This is a genomic window from Streptomyces sp. NPDC048353 (assembly GCF_055587165.1).
On record NZ_JBVJGU010000004.1, the window covers coordinates 62,948 to 83,871 of the forward strand.

Annotated in this window: 16 protein-coding genes; 7 read left to right on the forward strand and 9 right to left on the reverse strand. The window is 74.6% G+C overall.

What is annotated here, in order from left to right; genetic code table 11:
- Positions 1 to 33: 33 nt before the first annotated feature.
- On the forward strand, positions 34 to 606 hold the full coding sequence (locus ACZ6RC_RS15555; RefSeq protein WP_453619461.1) for a helix-turn-helix domain-containing protein: 573 nt from the start codon (positions 34 to 36) through the stop codon (positions 604 to 606).
- Positions 607 to 649: 43 nt separating this feature from the next.
- Entirely contained in the window at positions 650 to 1,213 is a 564-nt protein-coding gene (locus ACZ6RC_RS15560; protein ID WP_453619463.1) for a YbaK/EbsC family protein, read from the forward strand.
- Here ACZ6RC_RS15560 and ACZ6RC_RS15565 read toward each other — a convergent pair.
- Positions 1,206 to 1,628 carry a CoA-binding protein gene (locus ACZ6RC_RS15565; RefSeq protein WP_469583014.1) on the reverse strand — a complete coding sequence of 141 codons (423 nt, stop codon included), beginning with the start codon at positions 1,626 to 1,628 and terminating at the stop codon, positions 1,206 to 1,208. The genes ACZ6RC_RS15560 and ACZ6RC_RS15565 overlap by 8 nt on opposite strands.
- 140 nt (positions 1,629 to 1,768) lie before the next feature.
- Between ACZ6RC_RS15565 and ACZ6RC_RS15570 the strand changes: the two genes are divergently transcribed.
- From ACZ6RC_RS15570 to ACZ6RC_RS15580, 3 genes are all read left to right on the forward strand, one after another.
- The gene (locus tag ACZ6RC_RS15570; protein WP_453619466.1) at positions 1,769 to 2,395 is read left to right on the forward strand and encodes a YigZ family protein; all 627 of its coding nucleotides are present in this window, start codon (positions 1,769 to 1,771) and stop codon (positions 2,393 to 2,395) included.
- 229 nt (positions 2,396 to 2,624) lie between these two features.
- Positions 2,625 to 3,794 (forward strand): exonuclease SbcCD subunit D, encoded by a 1,170-nt coding sequence (locus ACZ6RC_RS15575; RefSeq protein WP_469583019.1) that lies wholly within the window; start codon positions 2,625 to 2,627, stop codon positions 3,792 to 3,794.
- Positions 3,791 to 7,039, forward strand: a complete 3,249-nt coding sequence (locus ACZ6RC_RS15580; RefSeq protein WP_469583021.1) for an AAA family ATPase — start codon at positions 3,791 to 3,793, stop codon at positions 7,037 to 7,039. The genes ACZ6RC_RS15575 and ACZ6RC_RS15580 overlap by 4 nt, the downstream gene beginning before the upstream one ends.
- Before the next feature lie 27 nt (positions 7,040 to 7,066).
- Here ACZ6RC_RS15580 and ACZ6RC_RS15585 read toward each other — a convergent pair whose 3' ends face one another.
- The 3 genes from ACZ6RC_RS15585 to ACZ6RC_RS15595 form a co-directional block, all read right to left on the reverse strand.
- Positions 7,067 to 7,513, reverse strand: coding sequence for an Lrp/AsnC family transcriptional regulator (locus ACZ6RC_RS15585; protein WP_391138345.1), 447 nt, complete (start codon positions 7,511 to 7,513; stop codon positions 7,067 to 7,069).
- A 151-nt stretch (positions 7,514 to 7,664) separates the two neighbouring features.
- On the reverse strand, positions 7,665 to 9,368 hold the full coding sequence (locus ACZ6RC_RS15590; RefSeq protein ID WP_469583024.1) for a DUF885 domain-containing protein: 1,704 nt from the start codon (positions 9,366 to 9,368) through the stop codon (positions 7,665 to 7,667).
- A 48-nt stretch (positions 9,369 to 9,416) separates the two neighbouring features.
- Entirely contained in the window at positions 9,417 to 9,914 is a 498-nt protein-coding gene (locus ACZ6RC_RS15595; RefSeq protein WP_391138340.1) for an Lrp/AsnC family transcriptional regulator, read from the reverse strand.
- Positions 9,915 to 9,974: 60 nt separating this feature from the next.
- Between ACZ6RC_RS15595 and ACZ6RC_RS15600 the strand changes: the two genes are divergently transcribed.
- On the forward strand, positions 9,975 to 11,189 hold the full coding sequence (locus ACZ6RC_RS15600) for a trans-sulfuration enzyme family protein (protein ID WP_391138338.1): 1,215 nt from the start codon (positions 9,975 to 9,977) through the stop codon (positions 11,187 to 11,189).
- Here the strand turns inward: ACZ6RC_RS15600 and ACZ6RC_RS15605 are convergent.
- The 5 genes from ACZ6RC_RS15605 to ACZ6RC_RS15625 form a co-directional block, all read right to left on the reverse strand.
- Complete coding sequence (locus tag ACZ6RC_RS15605; protein WP_469583029.1) at positions 11,101 to 12,519, reverse strand: GNAT family N-acetyltransferase; 1,419 nt, start codon at positions 12,517 to 12,519, stop codon at positions 11,101 to 11,103. The two genes, ACZ6RC_RS15600 and ACZ6RC_RS15605, sit on opposite strands and share 89 nt — an antisense overlap.
- Positions 12,520 to 12,705: 186 nt before the next feature.
- Entirely contained in the window at positions 12,706 to 15,465 is a 2,760-nt protein-coding gene (locus tag ACZ6RC_RS15610) for a DUF7824 domain-containing protein (protein WP_469583032.1), read from the reverse strand.
- Positions 15,462 to 16,832: an SWIM zinc finger family protein gene (locus tag ACZ6RC_RS15615; RefSeq protein WP_469583037.1), complete on the reverse strand. Its 1,371-nt coding sequence runs from the start codon at positions 16,830 to 16,832 to the stop codon at positions 15,462 to 15,464. The genes ACZ6RC_RS15610 and ACZ6RC_RS15615 overlap by 4 nt, the downstream gene beginning before the upstream one ends.
- 43 nt (positions 16,833 to 16,875) lie before the next feature.
- Positions 16,876 to 18,510 (reverse strand): alkaline phosphatase D family protein, encoded by a 1,635-nt coding sequence (locus tag ACZ6RC_RS15620; protein ID WP_469583040.1) that lies wholly within the window; start codon positions 18,508 to 18,510, stop codon positions 16,876 to 16,878.
- Positions 18,511 to 18,780: 270 nt separating this feature from the next.
- On the reverse strand, positions 18,781 to 19,611 hold the full coding sequence (locus ACZ6RC_RS15625; RefSeq protein WP_391138328.1) for an alpha/beta fold hydrolase: 831 nt from the start codon (positions 19,609 to 19,611) through the stop codon (positions 18,781 to 18,783).
- A 126-nt stretch (positions 19,612 to 19,737) separates the two neighbouring features.
- Between ACZ6RC_RS15625 and ACZ6RC_RS15630 the strand changes: the two genes are divergently transcribed.
- Positions 19,738 to 20,622, forward strand: coding sequence for an RNA polymerase sigma-70 factor (locus tag ACZ6RC_RS15630; RefSeq protein WP_453619478.1), 885 nt, complete (start codon positions 19,738 to 19,740; stop codon positions 20,620 to 20,622).
- Positions 20,623 to 20,924: the final 302 nt, after the last annotated feature.

Below are 20,924 nucleotides of genomic sequence, written 5' to 3' on the forward strand. Positions count from 1 at the left end.
TTGAACTCTGTCATCCAAAATATTGGACGGAATGTGTCGGACCTCGATCAGCTCACGCAGTCGCTCGCCCGCAACCTGAAGCGATGGCGCAAGGAGCGCGGCTTCACCCTGGACGCGCTGGCCGGGCGGGCGGGCGTCAGCCGCGGCATGATCATCCAGATCGAGCAGGCCCGTACGAACCCCAGCGTCGGCACCACCGTGAAGCTCGCCGACGCCCTCGGGGTCTCCATCACCACCCTCCTCGACTACGACCAGGAGCCGCAGGTCCGCCTCGTCCCGCCCGGGCAGGCCGTGCGGATGTGGTCCACCTCCACCGGCAGCCACACCACCCTCCTCGCCGGCACCGAGGCCCGCGGCCCGCTGGAGCTCTGGGCCTGGACGCTCATGCCCGGTGACGGCAGCGCCTCCGACCCGCACCCCGACGGGACGACCGAGCTGCTGCACGTCACCCGGGGCGTGCTGACCCTCGTCGTCGAAGGGGCGGAGCACTCCCTTCCGGCCGGCACCTCCGCCGTCTTCGAGGCCAACGTGCCGCACGCCTACCGCAACGAAGGGGACGAGCCGGTGGAGATGACCATGGCCGTCTCCATCCCGCCCGTACGCTGAGACGCCCGAACCCGGCCGCCGCGCGCCTTGTTACCGTGCAGCCATGCGCGCCCCCATCGGTGACTTCGACGACGCCCGCCCCGCCCCCGAGTGCCTGGACCTGCTGACGGAGCCGGTCGCCGCCGCCGTCCGCGCCTGGCAGGGCGCCGTACCGGCCGAACAGCTGCTGTACGTGGACACGGACCCGGCGATCGCCGACACGGCCGTCTTCGTGGAGCACCACGGCCGGCGGCTGCTCGACCAGTCCGCGAACTGCGTGATCGTCGCCGGCACGCGCGGCGAGGTGACGACCCTGGCCGCCTGCGTGGTCCGCTCGGCGACCCGCGTCGACGTCAACGGCGTCGTCCGCAAGCACCTGGGCGCGCGCAAGGCGCGGTTCGCGCCGATGGACACCGCGACCGGGGACACCGGCATGGAGTACGGCGGCATCACGCCCCTCGGCCTCCCGGGCGACTGGCCCGTCCTGGTCGACGCCACCGTCGTCGACACCGACTGGGTCCTCATCGGCAGCGGCCGGCGCCGGGGGAAGCTGATCGTGCCCGGCAAGGCCTTCGCCGAGCTGCCCGGCGCCGTCGTCCTGGAAGGCCTCGGCGTCGCCGTCAGCTGAGGCGCGGGATCTCGATCGCGGGGCAGCGGTCCATGACCATGTCGAGCCCCGCCCCGCGGGTCCTGGCGTACGCCGCTTCGTCGATCACACCGAGCTGGAACCAGACCGCCTTCGCGCCGACGGCCACCGCCTCGTCCGCGACCTGCCCGGCGTGCTCGCTGTTGACGAACACGTCGACCACGTCCACCGGGAACGGGATGTCGGCGAGCGTGGCGTAACCCGGCTCGCCGTGCACCGTCTCGGCCTTCGGATGGACGGGCACGACCCGCTTGCCGAAGCGCTGCAGGACGGCCGCGACGCCGTACGCCGCGCGCGCCTCGTTCGAGGACAGACCCACCACCGCCCAGGTGTCGCCCGCGTCGGTCAGGATCCTCCGCACCGTGTCCGACTCTGTGGTCGTCGTCTCGCCGCTCATCCACTGCCTCCCGTGGCTCGTCACGTCGCCCAGCAGAACGAGCCCGGCCCCCGCATGATTCCCGGTCCTCCGCGAGCTGCCCGGCGGCCCCCCGGAAGGGGCCGGCGGGGACCGCCACGACGGGCGCATAGGGTGGCGGGATGCACGAGCAGTACCGCACGGTGGCCCGCGAGGGCGTGCACGAGACCGAGATCAACCGCTCGCGCTTCCTGTGCGCCCTGGCGCCCGTCGCGACCGAACAGGAGGCGCAGGCCTTCGTCGCACGCGTCCGCAAGGAGCACCCGACCGCCTCGCACAACTGCTTCGCGTACGTCATCGGCGCGGACGCCGGCGTCCAGAAGGCCAGTGACGACGGCGAGCCCGGCGGCACCGCGGGCGTCCCGATGCTCCAGATGCTGATGCGGCGCGACATGCGGTACGTCGCAGCCGTCGTCACCCGCTACTACGGCGGCGTGAAGCTCGGCGCCGGCGGGCTCATCAGGGCCTACGGCGGAGTGGTCGGCGAGGCCCTGGACGCGCTCGGCACCCTGACCCGGCAGCGCTTCCGCCTCGCCACCGTCACCGTGGACCACCAACGGGCGGGCAAGCTGGAGAACGACCTCCGGGCCACCGGGCGGGCGGTGCGCGAGGTGCGGTACGGCGAGGCCGTCGCCATCGAGATCGGCCTGCCGGACGCCGACGTCGAGGACTTCCGCGCCTGGCTCGCCGATGTGACGGCCGGCACGGCGACGCTCGCACTCGGCGGCGAGGCCTACGGCGACGCCTGAACGACGGGGGCCCCGACCGGGTGGTACGGCGAGGTCCGTGCGAAACGAGGGGCTCGGGCGCGCTAGCGTGGTCGCTGCCGAGCGGCGTCCCCCTCCGCGGGCGCCGCGCGCCACGACCCGGGACGGGAGAGCGCCGACACGGCCGGGGGCGGAGGAACGACGACGGAGGAGCGGCACGGATGCGGGGCGGGGGCACCACGGTGAAGACGACGCGGGGCGGGGCACGACGTTGAGGATTCTGCACACCTCGGACTGGCACCTGGGCCGCTCCTTCCACCGGGTCGGCCTGCTCGACGCCCAGGCCGCCTTCCTCGACCACCTGGTGCGGACCGTGCGCGAGCGCGAGGTGGACGCCGTCCTCGTCGCCGGCGACGTCTACGACCGGGCCGTGCCGCCGCTGCCCGCCGTCGAGCTCTTCGACACCGCCCTGCACCGGCTCGCCGAGGCCGGGGTCCCGACCGTGATGATCTCCGGCAACCACGACTCGGCCCGCCGCCTCGGCGTCGGCGCCGGACTCATCGGACGCGCCGGCATCCACCTCCGTACCGACCCCGCCGGGATCGGCACCCCCGTCGTCCTCACCGACACCCACGGCGACGTGGCCCTCTACGGCCTGCCCTACCTCGAACCCGCCCTCGTCCGCGAGCGGCTCGGCGCCACCAAGGCCGGACACGAGGCGGTCCTCACCGCCGCCATGGAACGCGTCCGCGCCGACCTCGCCACCCGGCCCGACGGCACCCGGTCCGTGGTCCTCGCGCACGCCTTCGTCGCGGGCGGCGAGCCCAGCGACAGCGAACGCGACATCACCGTCGGCGGGGTCGCCGCCGTCCCCGCAGGCGTCTTCGACGGCGTCGACTACGTCGCCCTCGGCCATCTCCACGGCAGCCAGGCCGTCACCCCCCGCGTGCGCTACTCCGGCTCCCCCCTCGCGTACTCCTTCTCCGAGGCCGGCCACCGCAAGACGACGTGGCTCATCGACCTCGGCGCCGACGGCGCGGTCGACACCGCCGAACGGATCGACTGCCCGGTGCCGAGAGCCCTCGCCCGCCTCCGGGGCCGGCTCGACGACCTGCTCGCCGACCCCGCTCTCGTACGCCACGAGGACGCCTGGGTGGAGGCGACGCTCACCGACCCCGTACGCCCCGCCGAACCGATGGCCCGGCTCACCGAACGCTTCCCGCACACCCTCCACCTCGTCTTCGACCCCGAGCGCGCCGAGGGCGACCCGCAGGCCTCCTACGCCCAGCGGCTGCGCGACCGCGACGACCGGCAGATCGCGGAGGACTTCGTCGCCCATGTCCGCGGCGGCGCGGGACCGGACGGATCCGAACGAGCCGTCCTCCACGGCGCCTTCGACGACGTACGCGTCGACGCCGAGCGGCGCGAGGTGGCCCCGTGAGACTCCACCGCCTCTCCGTCACGGCGTTCGGGCCCTTCGGCGCCACCCAGGAGATCGACTTCGACGCCCTGTCCTCCGCCGGGCTCTTCCTGCTCCACGGACCGACCGGCGCCGGCAAGACGTCCGTCCTCGACGCCGTCTGCTACGCCCTGTACGGCGCCGTGCCCGGCGCCCGGCAGACCCCCGGCGCCTCGCTGCGCAGCGACCACGCGCCGGCCGGGACGTCCACCGAGGTCACCCTCGAACTGACCGTGGGCGAGCGGCGGCTGGAGATCACCCGCAGCCCGGCCCAGCCGCGCCCCAAGAAGCGCGGCGGCGGCTTCACCACCGAGAAGGCCCAGAGCCGGCTGCGCGAGTACGACGCAACGACCGGCGAATGGAACGGCCTCAGCCGCTCCCACCAGGAGATCGGCGAGGAGATCACCCAGCTCGTCGGCATGAGCCGCGAGCAGTTCTGCCAGGTCGTCCTCCTGCCGCAGGGCGACTTCGCGCGCTTCCTGCGCGCCGACGCCGAGGCCCGCGGCAAGCTCCTCGGGCGGCTCTTCGACACCCGGCGGTTCGCGGCCGTGGAGGAGCGGCTGGCCGAGCTGCGCCGGACGGCGGAGCAGCGGGTACGGGAAGGGGACGAGCGGCTCCTCGCGCTCGCCCACCGGATGGCGCAGGCGGCGGGCGGCAGCGTCGTCGCCGAGCGGCCGGGCGAGCCGGGACTCGCCGGAGCCGTCCAGAGCTGGGCCGCCGTGGCCCGCTCCGAGGCCCGCGAGACGCTCGACATCGCGGGCGTGGCGGTCTCGGCCGCCGAGGAGCGGCAGGCCGCCGCCCGCCGCGCCCTCGACGACGAACGGGAGCTGGCCGACCGGCAGGCCCGGCACGCCGAGGCCCTGCGCAGGCAGCGGCAGCTGGAGGCGACCAGGCCCGAACGGGACCACTGGGAGACCGCCCTCGACCGCTCCCGCAAGGCCGGGGCCGTCGCCCCCGCGCTGAGCCTGCGCGCCGACGCCGAGCGCGACCACACCGCGGCGAGCACCGCACGGGAGCGGTCGCGCGGACAGCTCCCGGCCGACCTCGCCGACGCGGGCGCCGAGCAGCTCTCCGCCCTGGAGCGCCGGCTCCGCGAGGAGTTGGGCGGGCTGGAGTCCGCGCGGCGCGCCGAGCGGCGCGGCGCCGAGCTCACCCGGGAGCGCGAGGCCCTGGAGCGCCAGGCCCGCGCGGACGAGGAGATCCTGCAGGAGGCGGCCGGCTGGCTGGCGGGCTGGGAGCCCCGGCGCGCGGAGCTGGCCGCCCGCATCGAGTCCACCCAGGAGGCGGCCGCCCGCGCCGAGCATCTCGCCGGCCGGCTCGAACCCGCACGGCGCCGTCTCGCCGCGGCCCGCCGCCGCGACGACCTGGCACGGCGGACCGCCGACGCCGAAGGCCGCCTGACGGGGGCCCGCGAGGAGCGCAACGACGCCCACGAGGCCTGGCTCGACGTCAAGTCCCGGCGGCTGCGGGGCATCGCCGCCGAACTCGCCGCCGCGCTCACCCCCGGCGACCCCTGCCAGGTCTGCGGCTCCGCCGAACACCCCGCCCCCGCCCGCACCGGCGCCGACCACGTCGACCGCGCCACCGAGGACGCGGCCTACGCCGCCTTCGCCCGGGCGGACGAGGCCCGAGCGAAGGCGGAACGCGACCTGGCGGTCAGCCGTGAGGCCTGGGCGGCGGCCCGCGCCGACGTCCTGACCGGGCTGACGAGCCCCACGGGGGAGCCGGACGGCCCGCGCGCGACCGTGGGGGCGGCGCTCCGGTCCGCGACGGCGGACCCGGCCACGGCCCAGGCCGGCCCGCGTACGCCGGAGCACTCGTCCACGTCCGGCGCGTCGAGCGGCGGGGGCGAGGGGCCTCCCGCCGGGACGGCGGACGGCTCCCGTCCGGCCCGTGACACCGTGCCCGGGCAACGCGCCCCGGAAGGCGCCCCGGCGCACGACGACCCCACCGGCGCCCCCGACCCCGAGGTCGCCGAACTCGCCCGCGAGGTCGAGGAGCTGAGCCGCCGGTACGCCGAGGCGCGCGACCTCGCCGGACAGACGCACGACGCCCGCGAAGCCCTCGCGCGGGCCCAGCGGGAGTACGAGAAGAGGGTCGCCGCACAGCGCGAGGCCGAACGGCGGGTCGCCGCCCGGACCTCGCAGCGGGAGGCGCTCGACCGCGAACAGACCGGCCTGGACGCCGAAGTGGCCCGCGGCCGGGGCGAGTCCGGCACCGTCGCCGAGCACGCCTCGCGCCTGGAACGCAGGATCGCCGTCCTCCTCGACGCCGCCGAGACCGTACGCTCCGTCGAGCTCACCGCCGAGCGCCTGAAGGAGGCCGACGACCGGCTCGCCGACGCCGCCTTCCGCGCCGGCTTCGACACCCCTGCCGCGGCCCGCGCCGCCCTCCTCGACGACGGCGGGCACCGCGACCTCCAGCGACGGCTTGACGCCTGGCACGCCGAGGCCGCCGCCGTCGCCGACCGGCTCGCCGAACCCGGTACGGAGGCGGCCGCCGCCCGCCCGCCCGCCGACCCGGCGACCGCCGAGACCGCGCACACCGCGGCCGAACGGGCCCTGCGCGACGCCGCCTCGAACCTCGCCGCCCAGCGCGACCGGTGCGCCGAACTCGCCCGCCTCTCCCGCGAGGCCGACACCGAGGTCCGGCGGCTCGGGCCGCTCCGCGAGGAGTACGACCGCGTCGCCCGCCTCGCCGGGCTCACCGCCGGCACCTCCGCCGAGAACGAACGCAGGATGCGGCTGGAGTCGTACGTCCTGGCCGCCCGGCTCGAACAGGTCGCCGCCGCCGCCACCGCCCGCCTGCTGCGCATGTCCTCGGGCCGCTACACCCTCGTCCACTCCGACGCCCGCTCCGGCGGCAAGCGGGCGGGCCTCGGCCTCCACGTCGTCGACGCCTGGACCGGCCACGAACGGGACACCGCCACCCTCTCCGGAGGCGAGACCTTCTTCGCCTCCCTGGCCCTCGCGCTGGGGCTCGCCGACGTGGTCACCGACGAGGCGGGCGGCGTCCGGCTCGACACCCTCTTCATCGACGAGGGCTTCGGCAGCCTGGACGACCAGACCCTGGACGAGGTCCTGGACGTCCTGGACTCCCTGCGCGAGCGGGACCGCAGCGTCGGCATCGTCAGCCACGTCGGGGACCTGCGCCGCCGCATCCCGGCCCAACTGGAAGTGGTCAAGGAGCGGCACGGCTCGACCGTGCGGCTCCGTACCGGAGCATGACGCGGCCTACGGCAGCGTGCGGCGGTGTCAGCGGCTGATCGCGCGCCGGGGGAGCGGGGACGAGTACACGACGCTCGTGGTCACCGAGCCGAGCGTCATGACCTTGCCGGAGATCTCCTCCAGGTGCTGCATCGAGCGCGCGGCGACCTTCAGGACGAAGCAGTCGTCGCCGGTCACGTGGTGCGCCTCCAGGACCTCGGGCGTCGCCTCGAGCAGGTCGTGGAACGGCTTGTAGTTGCCGTGCGGATAGCGCAGTCGGACGAAGGCGAGGATCGGCAGGCCCAGCCGCTCCGGGTCCACCACGGCGGTGTAGCCGGCGATCACGCCGGTCTCCTCCAGCCGCCGCACCCGCTCGGTCACGGCCGACGCGGACATGGAGACGGCCCTCGCCAGCTCGGCGAAGCTGGCACGGCCCTGGCTCTGCAGCGCCTCGATGATGCGCCAGTCGGTGGCGTCCGGTGAATATCCGCTCATGAGCGACAGATAGCAGCCGAATCCCCGGCTGATCAAGCGGATACCGTGCGCTTCTCACGGTCCGGATGCGCCGACGCCGGGGGAACCCCGGCGTTCATGTCTGCGGGGGGCGGCGTCTCGTGCCGCCGCCCCCGGCGATCCGGCGGCCGCCTCAGAGGCGGGAGATCTCGTCCACCAGGTCGTCGAGGCCCAGCGGCCCCTGCGACAGGGCCGCCATGTGCCACGCCTTCGCGTCGAACGCGTCACCGTGCGCCGCCCGGGCGTTGGCCCGCCCCAGCAGCCACGCCCGCTCGCCCAGCTTGTAGCCGATGGCCTGGCCCGGCATCGACAGATAGCGGGTCATCTCGCTCTCGACGAACGACGGCGGACGGCTGCTGTGCTGCTGGAAGAACTCCTGCGCCAACTCCGGCGTCCACCGCTCACCCGGGTGGAACGGCGAGTCGGCGGGGATCTCCAGACGCAGGTGCATGCCGATGTCGACGATCACCCGGCAGGCGCGCATCATCTGCCCGTCGAGGTAGCCGAGCCTGCGCTCGGCGTCGGGCAGGAAGCCCAGCTCGTCCATCAGCCGCTCCGCGTAGAGCGCCCACCCCTCCGCGTTGGCGCTCACCCCGCCGATCGTCGCCTGGTAGCGGGAGAGCCGGTCGGCGACGTGCACCCACTGGGCGATCTGCAGGTGGTGACCGGGCACGCCCTCGTGGTACCACGTCGACACCAGGTCGTAGACGGGGAAGCGGGTCTCCCCGTCGACCGGCAGCCAGGTGCGGCCGGGCCGGGAGAAGTCCTCGGACGGGCCGGTGTAGTACGGCGCGGCGGCGCCGCCCGGCGGGGCGATCCGCGACTCCACCTTCCGCACCCGCTCGGCGAGTTCGAAGTGGGTGCCGTCGAGCGCCTCGATCGCCTCGTCCATCAGGTTCTGCAGCCAGACACGGACCTCCTCGACCCCCTCGATGTGGGTGCCGTGGACATCGAGATGGGCGAGCGCCTCCCACGGCCCGGCCCCCGGCAGGATGCGCTCCGCCTCGCTGCGCATCTCGCCGAGGAGGCGGTGGTACTCCGACCAGCCGTACGCGTACGCCTGGTCGAGATCCAGGTCGGTGCCGTTGAAGTAGCGCGACCAGCGCTGGTAGCGCTCACGGCCCACCGTGTCCGGCGCGCCGGCGACCGCCGGGGCGTACACATCGCGCATCCAGTCCCGCAGGGACGCCACGGCCTCGTTCGCGACCCGGCCGGCGGCGGCCAGCTCCGTACGCAGCTCGGGGTCGAGGGAATCGGGGCTCGCGGCCGCGAACTCCTCGAACCAGCCCGGGCCTTCGGCATCCGCGCCCGACCACTCGGTCAACTGCTCCACGAAGGTGGCCGTCGGCCGCGGGCCGCCCAGCAGCTTGCGCTCCAGGCCCAGGGAGAGCGAGGCGCGGTAGCCCTCCAGCGCCGCGGGGACCGCCCTCAGCCGCCGGGCCACGGCCTGCCAGTCCTCAGGCGTCTCCGTCGGCATCACGGTGAAGACCATGCGCACGCTGTGGGCGGGGGAGCGCATGTTGCTGACCGCACACAGGCCCTCGTCCGCGTCGTGGACGGCGAGTTCGGCCGTCAGGCGCTCCCGCAGCAGCCGGCCGCACCGGCGCTCGGCATCCGTGTCGGCGCCCGGCTGCCGCTCGGCGTCGTCGAGCAACGCCAGGGTGCGGCGGGCCAGTTCGGCCACCGCCTCCTGGCCGGCGGGGGAGAAGTCGGGAAGAAGGCCCGCGCTCTCCTTGACTCCCAGGTATGTACCGGTGATCGGGTCGAGTGCGATGAGTGCGTCGACGTAGGTGTCGGCGACCTGGCGGGGCAGCGCGCTGCTGGAAGTCTCTGGCATGGGACTCATCCTCCTGCCTCCACCGGCCCCGCGTCATCTCAATCGATCTCAGTCGGCTGACAAATGAGCGCTCTGGCCGGGCGGCAGGAGGGGGCCGCACTCCCACTGCTGGAAGATCAGCCGGGTCTCGACGCGGGCCACCTCGCGCCGCGAGGTGAACTCGTCCAGAACGAGTCGCTGCAGGTCGGCCGGGTCGGCGACGGCCACGTGCACCAGGTAGTCGTCCGGTCCCGTCAGATGGAAGAGCGCACGGGACTCCGGGATCGCCCGGATCCGCTCCACGAACGGACCGATCAGTTCGCGCCGGTGGGGGCGTACCTGGACGAGAAGCAGCGCTTCCAGCCCACGGCCGAGTTTGGCCGGATCCAGTCGTAGCTGGTGCCCGAGGATCACCCCGCTGCGACGCAGTCTGGCGACCCGGTCGAGGCAGGTGGAGGGCGCGACGCCGACCTCGGCGGCGAGCTCCCGGTAGGTGGTCCGTGCGTCGTTCTGCAGGAGGCGAAGAATGTGCAGATCGACCGGGTCCAGTACGACAGAATCGGCCATGCGGCGAACGTAGCACGGCGAATCCGCACTACCCTCCGGTATTCGTTCACAGTGCCGCCCATGGACTACGACGCCTCCACCCCCAGGGCTCTGGCCACCGAAGCCGTGCACGCCGGCCGCGAGGACCTCGCCGGCCTCGGCCTGCACGCCCCGCCGCTCGATCTGTCGACCACCTACCCGTCGTACGACACGCGGGCCGAGGCCGCGCGGATCGACGAGTTCGCCACCACCGGGGCCCGGCTGGACGGCCCGCCCGTCTACGCGCGCCTGGACAACCCCACCACCGCGCGCTTCGAGTCGGCCCTCGCCCGTCTGGAGGGCACCGACTCGGCCGTGGCCTTCGCCAGTGGCATGGCGGCGCTGACCGCGGTCCTGCTGGTCCGGGCGAGTCTCGGTCTGCGGCACGTGGTCGCCGTCCGGCCGTTGTACGGCTGCAGCGACCATCTGCTGAACGCGGGGCTGCTCGGCACGGAGGTCACCTGGACCGACCCCGCCGGCATAGCGGACGCGATCCGTCCGGACACCGGTCTGGTCATGGTGGAGACGCCGGCCAATCCGACGCTGGCGGAGGTCGACATCCGGGCGGTCGCCCACGCCTGCGGTTCGGTGCCGCTGCTGGTGGACAACACCTTCGCCACCCCGGTGCTCCAGCGGCCGGTCGAGGAGGGCGCGCGGATCGTGCTGCACAGCGCCACCAAGTACCTGGGCGGGCACGGTGACGTCATGGGCGGCGTCGTCGCCTGCGACGAGGAGTTCGCCCGCTCGCTGCGCCAGGTGCGGTTCGCGACCGGCGGCGTGCTGCACCCGCTGGCCGGATATCTGCTGCTGCGCGGTCTCTCCACGCTGCCGGTACGGGTACGGGCGGCGTCGGCGACGGCCGCCGAGCTGGTCCGGCGGCTCGCCACCGATCCGCGCATCGCGCGGGTGCACTACCCGCGGGTGGGCGGCGCGATGGTCTCCTTCGAGGTGTACGGAGACCCGCACGACGTGATCTCCGGGGTACGCCTGATCACGCCGGCGGTCAGTCTCGGCAGCGTCGACACCCTGATCCAGCACCCGGCCTCCATCAGCCACCGGATCGTGGCCGAGGGAGACCGGCGCTCGGCGGGCGTCAGCGACCGTCTGCTGCGGATGTCGGTCGGTCTCGAGGACGTCGAGGACCTGTGGCGGGACCTGACCCAGGCCCTCAGCGCTTCGCCGGCCGAGACGTCCCGTTCGGGACTTCTCCGTGCGGCGGACGGTTCCCCGGCCGAGCCGCCGCGAGCCGCGCGGTGATGACCAGGGTGCCCTCCTCGATCTGGTAGTCGAGGGGCAGGCGCAGCGCACGCATCGCCGCGACCATGCCGGTGTTGGAGGACTGCGTCACGGCGTAGACGCTCTCGCAGCCCGCCTCGACGGCCATCGCGACCAGTCGGCCGAGGAGTTCGGAGCCGATGCCCCGGCGCTGCCAGTCGTCCTCGACCATCAGGGCGACCTCCGTCTCGTCGCCGTCCCAGAGCAGGTGGCCGAGGGCGACGAGGCGGCCCGAGGCGGTCTGCGCGGTGAGCGTACGGCCGAAGCGGGGGCTGAGGAGATGGTGCAGATAGCGGTCGGCATCGCCCACCGGCCCGTGGTAGCGGAGGCCCAGCGTGCGCTCGGAGCAGCGGTCGTGCATGGCCCGCGCGGCGACGGCGTCCCGCTGGTCGGCGCGGCGGACGGTGATCTCGCTGCCTTCGGGCAGGGTCAGCACGTCCTGGCCGCGGGGCATGCGCGGGCCGAGCCGGGCGTCGAGTTCGACGAGCGCCCGGGCCCGGGCGAACTCGCTCGGCGTGAACGGCAGATAGGGCCGCTCGATGGTGATCGCCCCGCCGTGCGGATCGCGCAGCCGCATCACCGTCTCTTCGAGGACGCCCTCGACGGGGGCGGTCTCGCCGGTGGGCCGCCCGCTCAGGGAGACGGCCGGCAGCGAGTGGATGGTGCAGCGGCCGAGGAGCTGGCGCAGGGCGAGGGGGAGTTCGGCGGCGTCCAGGGCGGTACGGGTGGCGAGGCCGAGCAGCCGGGTCGGGGTGTCCACCAGGTCGTGGGCGTCCGCCCGTTCGATCCAGGTGCCGCTGCCGCCGGCTGCGGCGATCTCCCGGCCGAGGTGGCCGGCTTCGAGGGTGCCGGGCGCGCGCAGCAGGAACTCGTCCACCGTGCCGTCGGCCAGCGGATGGGTCTGGAGGGTGAGGATGTCCACCTGGTGGCGGGCCAGCGCCGTGCACAGCGCGGCGAGGCTGCCGGGGGTGTCGCGGACCGTGGTCCGCATCCTCCACAGGGCGGTGGCGACGGGTTCGGGGGCCGGGGCGTTGTCCTCGCTCCGCGCCGGCGGCGGGGCCGCCCCGCCGCCGGTATCGACGGCGGGCGGCGCATGGCCGCGACGCCGTGCCCACCATGTGTGGAAGGCGGCGGTGGCGACCAGCGCGATCGCCGAGAACACCAGCATGAACGGGCCTTCGGCGCCCCGGACGACGGTCTTGGCGATCGTGTCCGCCACCACCACGGCCGTGAACAGGGCTGCCAGCTCGATGAGGTCCTGCCGCCAGTGGTGGGGACGACGGGCACTCTTCGCGGACGTCACATCAGTCATGACCTCACTGTGACCCAACGGTGTTGCGTGATCACGAACGATGTGTGACTGACGGGTTAAGCGCCATTCTGCGGGATTAGTGACTGTTTTCAACCACTTGCGTTCTCGACTGATCGGCCGCGCGGCGGATCCTGACAGCACCCGGACGGCGCCCGGTTTCGCACCCTGCGGAAGCGGCCCCCGCCGTCACCCCCGTCCGGCGAGGGCACGGTGCAGCCGCTTCGCCTGTACGACCAGCTGCGAGGAGCCGCGTCGCGCCGCCACCGTGTCGAGTCCCGGTATCTCCTGGGTGGCGCCGCACCGCTCGGCGCACTCCGCCGCCACCGCCAGCACCTCACCGAGGGCGCGCGCCGGCTTCTCCGCCGCGAGCAGCCCGGGCAGCACGCCCGCCAGGACACTCCACACCGTGGCGTAGGCGCCGGTCGCGGCGGCCGTCCGGCACGCCTCCGCGAGCCGATTGGCCTTGACCTCGCCCTCGCTCACGAGACGGGCCAGTTCGGCCCCGAGACCCGGCCCGTCCAGCTCGCCCCGCGCGGCCAGCACGAGCAGCGCGTCCACGGCCGTCAGCCGGTCCTCCGCGTGCCGGGCACCCAGACCGATCGCCAGGGCGAGACGCACCGCGGGTCCGACCGGCCCGTCCGACTCGGCCAGCGCGGTCAGCCCCCGGTTCACCCCGCGCTCGGCCCACGCCGCGCCGCCGGCGAGGGACGGAAGCAGCCACGCGGCCAGGGTCTCCCGGTCGTCCGGCAGCACCGCCGCCCAGTTCGCCTGCCCGTCGGTCCAGTGGGCGCAGCGCCGGACGCCCTCGGAGAGCCGCCCGCCCAGCCACTGGAACGCGGGCGGGAACTCCTCGCGTACGGCTCGGCGCTCCCGGATCCGCAGGACGAGACGGTCGGCCAGCCACCACCGTCCCGTCGCCGTCTCCTGGCGCCGGGTCAGGAACCGCACCCCCGGGGCCAGGGACGCGTCCGACTCCAGCCAGTCGGCGAGCCGCTCACCGGCCCGGCTGCCGAGCGCCGCCCCGCGCGCCGCGGCCTCCCGCGCACCCGGGTCGGCCTTGCGGAGCCGCAGCAGGGCCTGCGCGAGGTCCGCGGGCGCCGGTTCGACGCCCGCCTCCTGGTAGGCCCGCAGCCGGTCGGCCAGCTCCCGGGGCGCGACGGCCCCGGTGTGCCACGTGGGTGCGGCGAGCAGGAACGGCAGCCGGCCGGTGGTGATCAGCTCGGCCACTTCCCAGAGCCGGGCGTCGATCACCCCGCCGAAGGCGAGATGGGTGCAGGAGGTCGTGCCGTGACGCCTGGCCCGGCCGGCCTGGACGACCGACTGGTCCACGGCGCCCAGGAGGGCGGCGAGCACGACGTCGATGCCATGGGTGGAGTGGTCGAAGTAGTTCGACCGGCGGCCGGCCTGGTGGTGCCCCAGCCAGAAGCTGCCGGCGAAGGCCGCCGCGACCGCTTCCGTGAGCGCCGCGCGGTCCCGGTGTGCGTGCCGGACGAGCCCGTCCAGCGCCCGCTCGAACTCCTCCGCCGTCCTGGTGCGGCCCTTGGAGAGCGCCACCAGGTCCTCGACCAGCTCGGCGACCGACTCCGCGGGCGGCGCCACCGGACGCGGTACGGGCACGGGCGGCAGGATCTCCTCGTACGCGCCGTCGGCGTCCTCGTCCGGAAGGCCGCCGAACAGTTCCTCGGCCGCCTCCCGGTGCCCGGGGTCCAGCCGCGCCGCCGCGCCGGCCAGTTCCAGCCGCACCTGCTCGTCCACCGCGCCGAGGTGGCGGCCCACCAGCTTCAGGGCCCGCTCTTGAAGGCCGTTGTCCTCGTGGCCGAAGGCGTCCGCCACGACCGGAAGGAGCTCGGCGGCCGCAGCCGGGTCCTTCCTGAGCACTTTGGTCAGGAGGGTCAGCTGCGCCCGCACCAGCTTCTTCTCGGTCCGGAAGAGCACCGGGCCGGACATCTCGGCCAGCTCCCGGACGGACAGCGCGCCCTCGAGCGCGAGCTCCGCGAGGATCTGCTGGGCGTAGCCCGCGACCGGCGACGGGGCGTCGGCCGCCATCCCGGTCCACTCCGCGACCCGGCCGCTCCGCTCCCGGCCCGTGGGGCCGAGGAGTTGGAGCAGGGAGAGCGGGAAGCGCAGGTCACGCGGGCGTCCGCCGCGCAGGAGGCGAGCGACGCAGCCCTCCAGCAGCGTCTCGCGGTCGAGCAGTCCCTCCGCGGCCAGCGCGGCGAGCGCCGTCGGCCAGTGGCCGGAGTTGTCGGAGTCGTTCCACCAGGTGAGGGGGTCCGGCGTCTCGCCGAGCTCGAAGAAGCGGGGCACCAGCACCGGCGTCTGCGGATCCCTGCGCAGCCGGTCCAGGAGGCCGTCGCCGGCCACCGCCCGGGTCCAGCCCGTGACATAGGCGTCCGTCGCCGGCACCGGACAGCCGGAGAGGACGACCAGGTCGTGGACGAGTGCGTAGCCGTTCTCCACCACGGCGGGCCGCTCGGCCAGCCGCTGCGTCACGTCCGCGAGCCATGCCGGATCCCGGTCGGCGAGGACGGTGAGGAGGAGGGAGCCGTCGCGGGAGCCCCAGTCCATGAGGTCACGGCCCGCGATCCAGGCCGCGGCCGCGGCGGCCCCGGTGTGGCATCCGGCGCCCGCGACCCGCAGGGTGCGGCGGATCCCGGCCGCCTCGGACCAGCGGCTCCAGTCCCACCCGCGCACCTCCGTGCGCAGCAGCTTCAGCTCCCCCAGCACGGTCTTGCGCGCGGCCGCGTCCAGCGGCTTCAGCAGCCCCGGCACCTCTGCGACCCTGCCCTGGCGCACCGCTTCCAGCAGCCGCTCGACCGCCACGGCCTCGCCCGTCGCCCCCGCCGCCACGGCTTCTCCCGTCGCCCCCGTGGCCGGGTCCGTACCCGGCGCCCCTGCCGTACCCGTCATCCCCGCCGTCCCCGTCTTCTCCGTCGTGTCCGTCATCGCGTGCCTCCGGCGACCGTCTCGCCCCGCCTGACCATCCGCACCGCCAGGGCGTGCTTGCACGGACCGCGCCGGCCGCGGTAGTCCGCCCACCACTGGCAGGTGCAGCTCAGCGCCCCGCCCGACTCCCGGACCTGATAGCGCCGTTCGCCCGAGGCGACCGTCGCGAGGACGCCGTCGAGGACGACCGCGCCTTCGGCGACCAGCGCGCGAGCGGCCACGAGACGCGGATTGTGCCGCTCGGCGCGGTCCGCGTCGTAGGGCAGCTCCCGGTGGAAGTAGGCCGCGTCGGCGACGTCGTACCCCACCCGCCCCGCCGTCCCGAGCCGGGTCAGGGCCGCACGCACCCGCTCCACCGTGACCCCCGCCTCGGCGGCCAGCTCGGCCGGGTCGATGCGCGGCTCCCAGGCCAGCAGGACCGACACCAGCTCGGCGTCCCGCTCCGCCTCGGGGGTGGCGAGCGCCTCCAGGACCCCGCCCTCCCCCGAGAAGCCCCGCGAGGCGTCCGGCGAGAGGGTGAGCGTCAGGCGCATACCCGGCAGCGTCAGTTCCCAGGCGCTCGCCGTCGCGACCCCGTCCGGCACCGGTCCGTACACCCGCAGCGCCGTCGCGTGCCGCAGCACCCGCTCCAGGGCCGCCAGCCGGTCAGGCCCCGGCAGGCAGACCGCGCCCGCGACCGGCCGGGCGGTCGGCCGCAGCGTCCTGCCGGACTGGACCACCCACAGGGGCCCCCGCCCCCGTGCCTGCGAGCGGGGCAGCGACCGCAGGAACCGGACGGCCTCGGCGCCGGTCAGCTCGGCCCGCAGATCGAACCCGGCGGACGCCACCTGCGCCTCGGCGAAACCGCGCAGCCAGCGGTCCGGCAGCGGCACCTTCTTCTCCACGACCGCGCCTCCGAGCGTGGTCACCGCCAACTCCTGCGGGCCGACCCGAAGATGCAGCGGATCGTCCCCCGTCATCCGGGACAGGGCCTCCCGCAGCGGATTGTTGACGTCCACATTGGTCGTGCCGTGGCCGGTCTCGGCTCCGTCAAGTCCCTCGCTCAGCACGTCCAGCCGGGCGTACACCCCGCCGCAGCCGGAGAACGACTCGAAGCGCAGCCGGTCCCCGTTCCCCGTCACGACCGGGTCCAGCGACCCCGGTCGTATCCGCTGGTAATAGCGGGCGGCCGCCACGTCCGCGACCGCGAGCAGGCCGCGCGCCGCGATCTGCGGGGACGTCAGGAACCCGGCGAAGAAGCGGGGGTGGGCCTCGGCCCCGGCGGGCGTCAGCCCCCCGGAGGTCTCCAGGCCGAGCTGCCGCCCGCCCCCCAGGGTCTCGAGGGCGGACGGGCGTGCGTAGGCGAGCGCCTGTACGGATCGCGTCATGCGAAAGACGTTAGGACCCACCACTGACAATCGGCCGTGGCGCTCACTGCCCGACGCGCCCCGGCTGGAGCACCTTGGCGAACAGCACCGTTCCGCCCTCCGCCCGCAGCCGCACCGTCAGTTCGCCGCTGTGCCCGTCGATGTCGACCTCGCCGAAGTACTGCGGGCTCTCCATCGGCGAGACGTTCGCCCGCTCGGGCGCCCGGACGAAGACGCGCTCGGGGCCGAACGTCGAGTCCAGCCGGTTGGCGGGGAAGCCGCCGGCGGCCAGCGGGCCCGAGACGAACTCCCAGAAGGGCGCGAAGTCCTGGAAGGCCGCCCGCTCCGGCGCGTAGTGCTGCGCCGAGGTGTAGTGCACGTCGGCGGTCAGCCACAGCGTGCCGGTGATCCGCCGGTGCTTGACGAACCGGAGCAGCTCGGCGATCTGAAGCTCCCGGCCCAGCGGAGCGCCCGGGTCGCCCTGGGCGATCGCCTCGATGTCGGTGGCGCCGTCCGGGACGACCAGGCCCAGGGGCATGTCCGCGGCCAGGACCTTCCACACGGCCCGCGAACGGCTCAGCTCCCGCTTGAGCCAGGCGAGCTGTTCCGCGCCCAGGATGCCGGTGGTGTCGTCCGCCTGCCGTCCCGGCGAGTTGGCGTTGCGGTACGAGCGCATGTCGAGGACGAACACGTCGAGCAGCGGCCCGTACCGCACCACCCGGTGCATCCGTCGCTCGGCGCCGCCCTGCCCGGTGCCACCGCGCGTGGTGGCACCGGGCAGCGGGAAGTACTCGCCGAACGCGCGCGAGGCACGGGCCGCGAGCACGTCGACGTCCTTCTCGGTGTACCGCGCGTCGTCCAGGATCTGGCCGGGGTACCAGTTGTTGCGGACCTCGTGGTCGTCCCACTGCACGATCGACGGCACCTGCGCGTTGAACGCCCGTACATGGTGATCGAGCAGGTTGTAGCGGAAGTTGCCGCGGTACTCGTCCAGGGTCTCGGCGACCTTCGACTTCTCCGGGGTGATGACGTTCCGCCATATCCGTCCGTCGGGCAGCGTCACCGTCGGCTGGAGTGGCCCGTCGGCGTAGATCGTGTCACCGCTGCAGAGGAAGAAGTCCGGGTCCAGCCGGCGCATCTCCTCGTACGCGCGGCAGCCGCCGATGTCCGGGTTGATGCCCCAGCCCTGCCCGGCGATGTCCCCCGACCACAGGAAGCGGACCCCGTCGCGCCGCCGCGCCGGAGCCGTGCGGAAGGTGCCGACGACGGGCTCGCCGGTACGGCGCGGGTCGTCCGGGTCCGCGAGGGTGACGCGGTAGTGGATCTGCTCACCGGCCGGCAGCCCGCGCAGGGCGGTCGTCCCGGTGAAGTCGCTGCCCGGGCCGAGCAGTGGCCCGACATGGCGCTGGCGACGGCGGAACGAGGCGTCGGCGGCGGTCTCCACGATCATCCGGGCGGGCCGGTCCGACCGGATCCACACGAGGCCGGAGGAGGCCGTGACACCTCCGGTCTGCACGCCCCAGCCGGCCCGGGGCCGTCCCGACAGGGCCAGCGCGGGGGCCGGGACGGCGCCGCCCAGCGTGAGCGCCGCGGAGGCGGCGAGCGTGCCGCGCAGCACGCTGCGGCGGGCGGGGGAGGACGGGCTCGGGGACGGTTCGGGGAGCGGGTGGGCGGGCGGGCCGGGGGTGCGGTGCGACATGGAGGTCTCCAGGGCCTGTGCCGGGTGGGGTGCGAAGTGCCGCCCCCTGCCTAAGGGACCGGAGCGGCGCGTACGCGAACCACGCGTGAACAACGCGGAGTCCGCCCCACCCGCCCACGGCACCGGCTCGCACGCCGTCCGGCACCCCCGCCCCGGTCCGACGGCTCAGCCGCCCCCGCCGCTCCCCGCGCGTGCCGCCCCGCCGACGCCCGCTGCTTCACGCGCGCGTGCCGCCCCGCCGGCGCTCGCCGCTTCACGCGCGCGTGCCGGTCAGCGGCTGCCGTCCAGGAGCACGCGGGCGACGAGGGCCGGGTCGTCGTTCATCGGGACATGGCCGCAGCCGGGCAGGCGGACGAGCCGGGCGCCCGGGACGGTGTGCTTGGCGCGCACCCCCTGGCGGCGCAGCAGGAGCCGGTCGCGGGTGCCCCAGGCCACGGTGACGGGGACCCCGGGCACGTCGTCGCCGAACAGCACGCTCCGGCCGGCCGCCAGGGTCTGGTGGAAGCCGGTGGCCTCGCGCAGGGCGAGCGTCTCGGCGACCACCGCCTCGGGTGAACGGCGCCCGGGCCGCGCGTAGATGGTGCTGGTCAGCGCGGTCCGACCGGCCGCGCTCCGGGAGAGGCGCTCGATCACGGGGACCGGCATCGACAGTGCCGCGACGCGCATGGCGCGCAGGGTCCCGAAGGCGTACCGCCGCTCCCGCTCCGACCAGAACCCGGCAGGGGAGAGCGCCGTCACCGAGCGCACCAGTTTCTCCCGGCCGAGTTCGAGGGCCAGGAGCCCGCCCAGGGAGTTCCCCGCGACGTGCGGCCGGTCGATCCCGAGGGCCGCGCAGAAGGCGCCGAGCACGGGCACGACGGTCGACAGGTCGTAGGCGTACCCCTCCGGCAGGGCGGGGGAGGTGCCGAAGCCCGGAAGGTCGACGGCGATCACGTCGCGCTCGGTGGCGAGGACGTCGAGGACCGGCTCCCACGCCTGCCAGTGGTGGCCGATGCCGTGCAGCAGGAGCAGCGGCTCGCCCGCGCCCCTCCGCTCGTATGTCAGGGAGACCGTGCGAGGCCCCCCGGGGGACCCGGCCGTGAACGAGATCTGTGCGGTCATGCGCCTGCTCCCTGTCGTCGACATCTCTTAGACGTCCTGTCAGCAAGAATTACCGGTCGGTAGCCACGAGTTCAAGGGCGCGGACGGAACTGGACACGCCCGGCCCCGGTCGGCTGGGATGGGGGAGTGGCGACCGAGACCCCGACAGACGTGTTCGAAGAGCACCGGCCGATGCTCACCGGCGTCGCCTACCGCATGCTCGGCCGCGCGGCCGACGCCGAGGACGTGGTCCAGGAGGCCTGGCTGCGCTGGTCGGCCGCCGACCGCTCCGAGGTCCGGGAGCCGCGCGCCTATCTCGTACGGATCACCACCCGGCTCGCCCTCGACCGGCTCCGCCAGATCCAGGCTCGCCGCGAGTCCTACGTCGGGCCCTGGCTGCCCGAACCCGTCGTCACCGATTTCGGGCCGACCGTCCCCGACACCGCCGAACGCGCCCTGCTCGCCGACTCCGTCTCCTTCGCGGTCCTCGTCGTCCTGGAGTCCCTCTCGCCCCTGGAGCGCGCGGTCTTCGTGCTCCGCGAGGCCTTCGGCTTCCCCTTCGCGGAGATCGCGGCCGCCCTCGACCGCTCCGAGGCCGCCGTCCGCCAGCTCGCCGGGCGGGCCCGCCGCCATGTCGACGAGGGCAGGCCGCGCTACGACGTCGACCCGGCCGAGCGCCGCGACCTCACCGAACGCTTCCTCACCGCCGCGGCCGGCGGCGACCTCGAAGGGCTCCTCGCCCTCCTCGCCCCGGACGTGCGACTGGTCGGGGACAGCGGGGGCAAGTCCAAGGCGCCGCGGCGGATCGTCGAGAGCGCCGACAAGGTCGGCCGTTTCCTGCTCGCCGTGGCCCGGGACGCCGAGACCGTCTACGAGCTCCGCTTCCTGGAGGCCAACGGCGCTCCCGCGCTGCTCACCCTCGTCGACGGCGCGCCCGACGCCCTCCTCCAAGTGGAGGTACGGGACGGGTGTATCCAGTGCGTCTACATCGTCCGCAACCCCGAGAAGCTGCGCGCCCTGACGGCCGGCTGACCGACCGCGCCTCCGCCCTCCGCCCGGCGCTCCCGGCCCTCCGCCGTCTGCCCTCGCGCCACCGCCCCGCGCCTCGCGCGGCCCGGAGCCGCGAGCCCCCCGCCTCGCCCTCGTGGCGTGCGCACCTCACGCGGGCGCGAACGTCCTGTGAACGATCTACGTCAAAGGGCCCCTTTCCCGGGCATCGGGCGGAGCATTGGTCTTGACCAAGGGGGTGGGCCGCTTTATGGTCGCAGAGTTAGTGCAGGAACCTTTAATAAACAAGGGCGCGGAAAAACCGCCGCGGGACACGGCGAATTGCG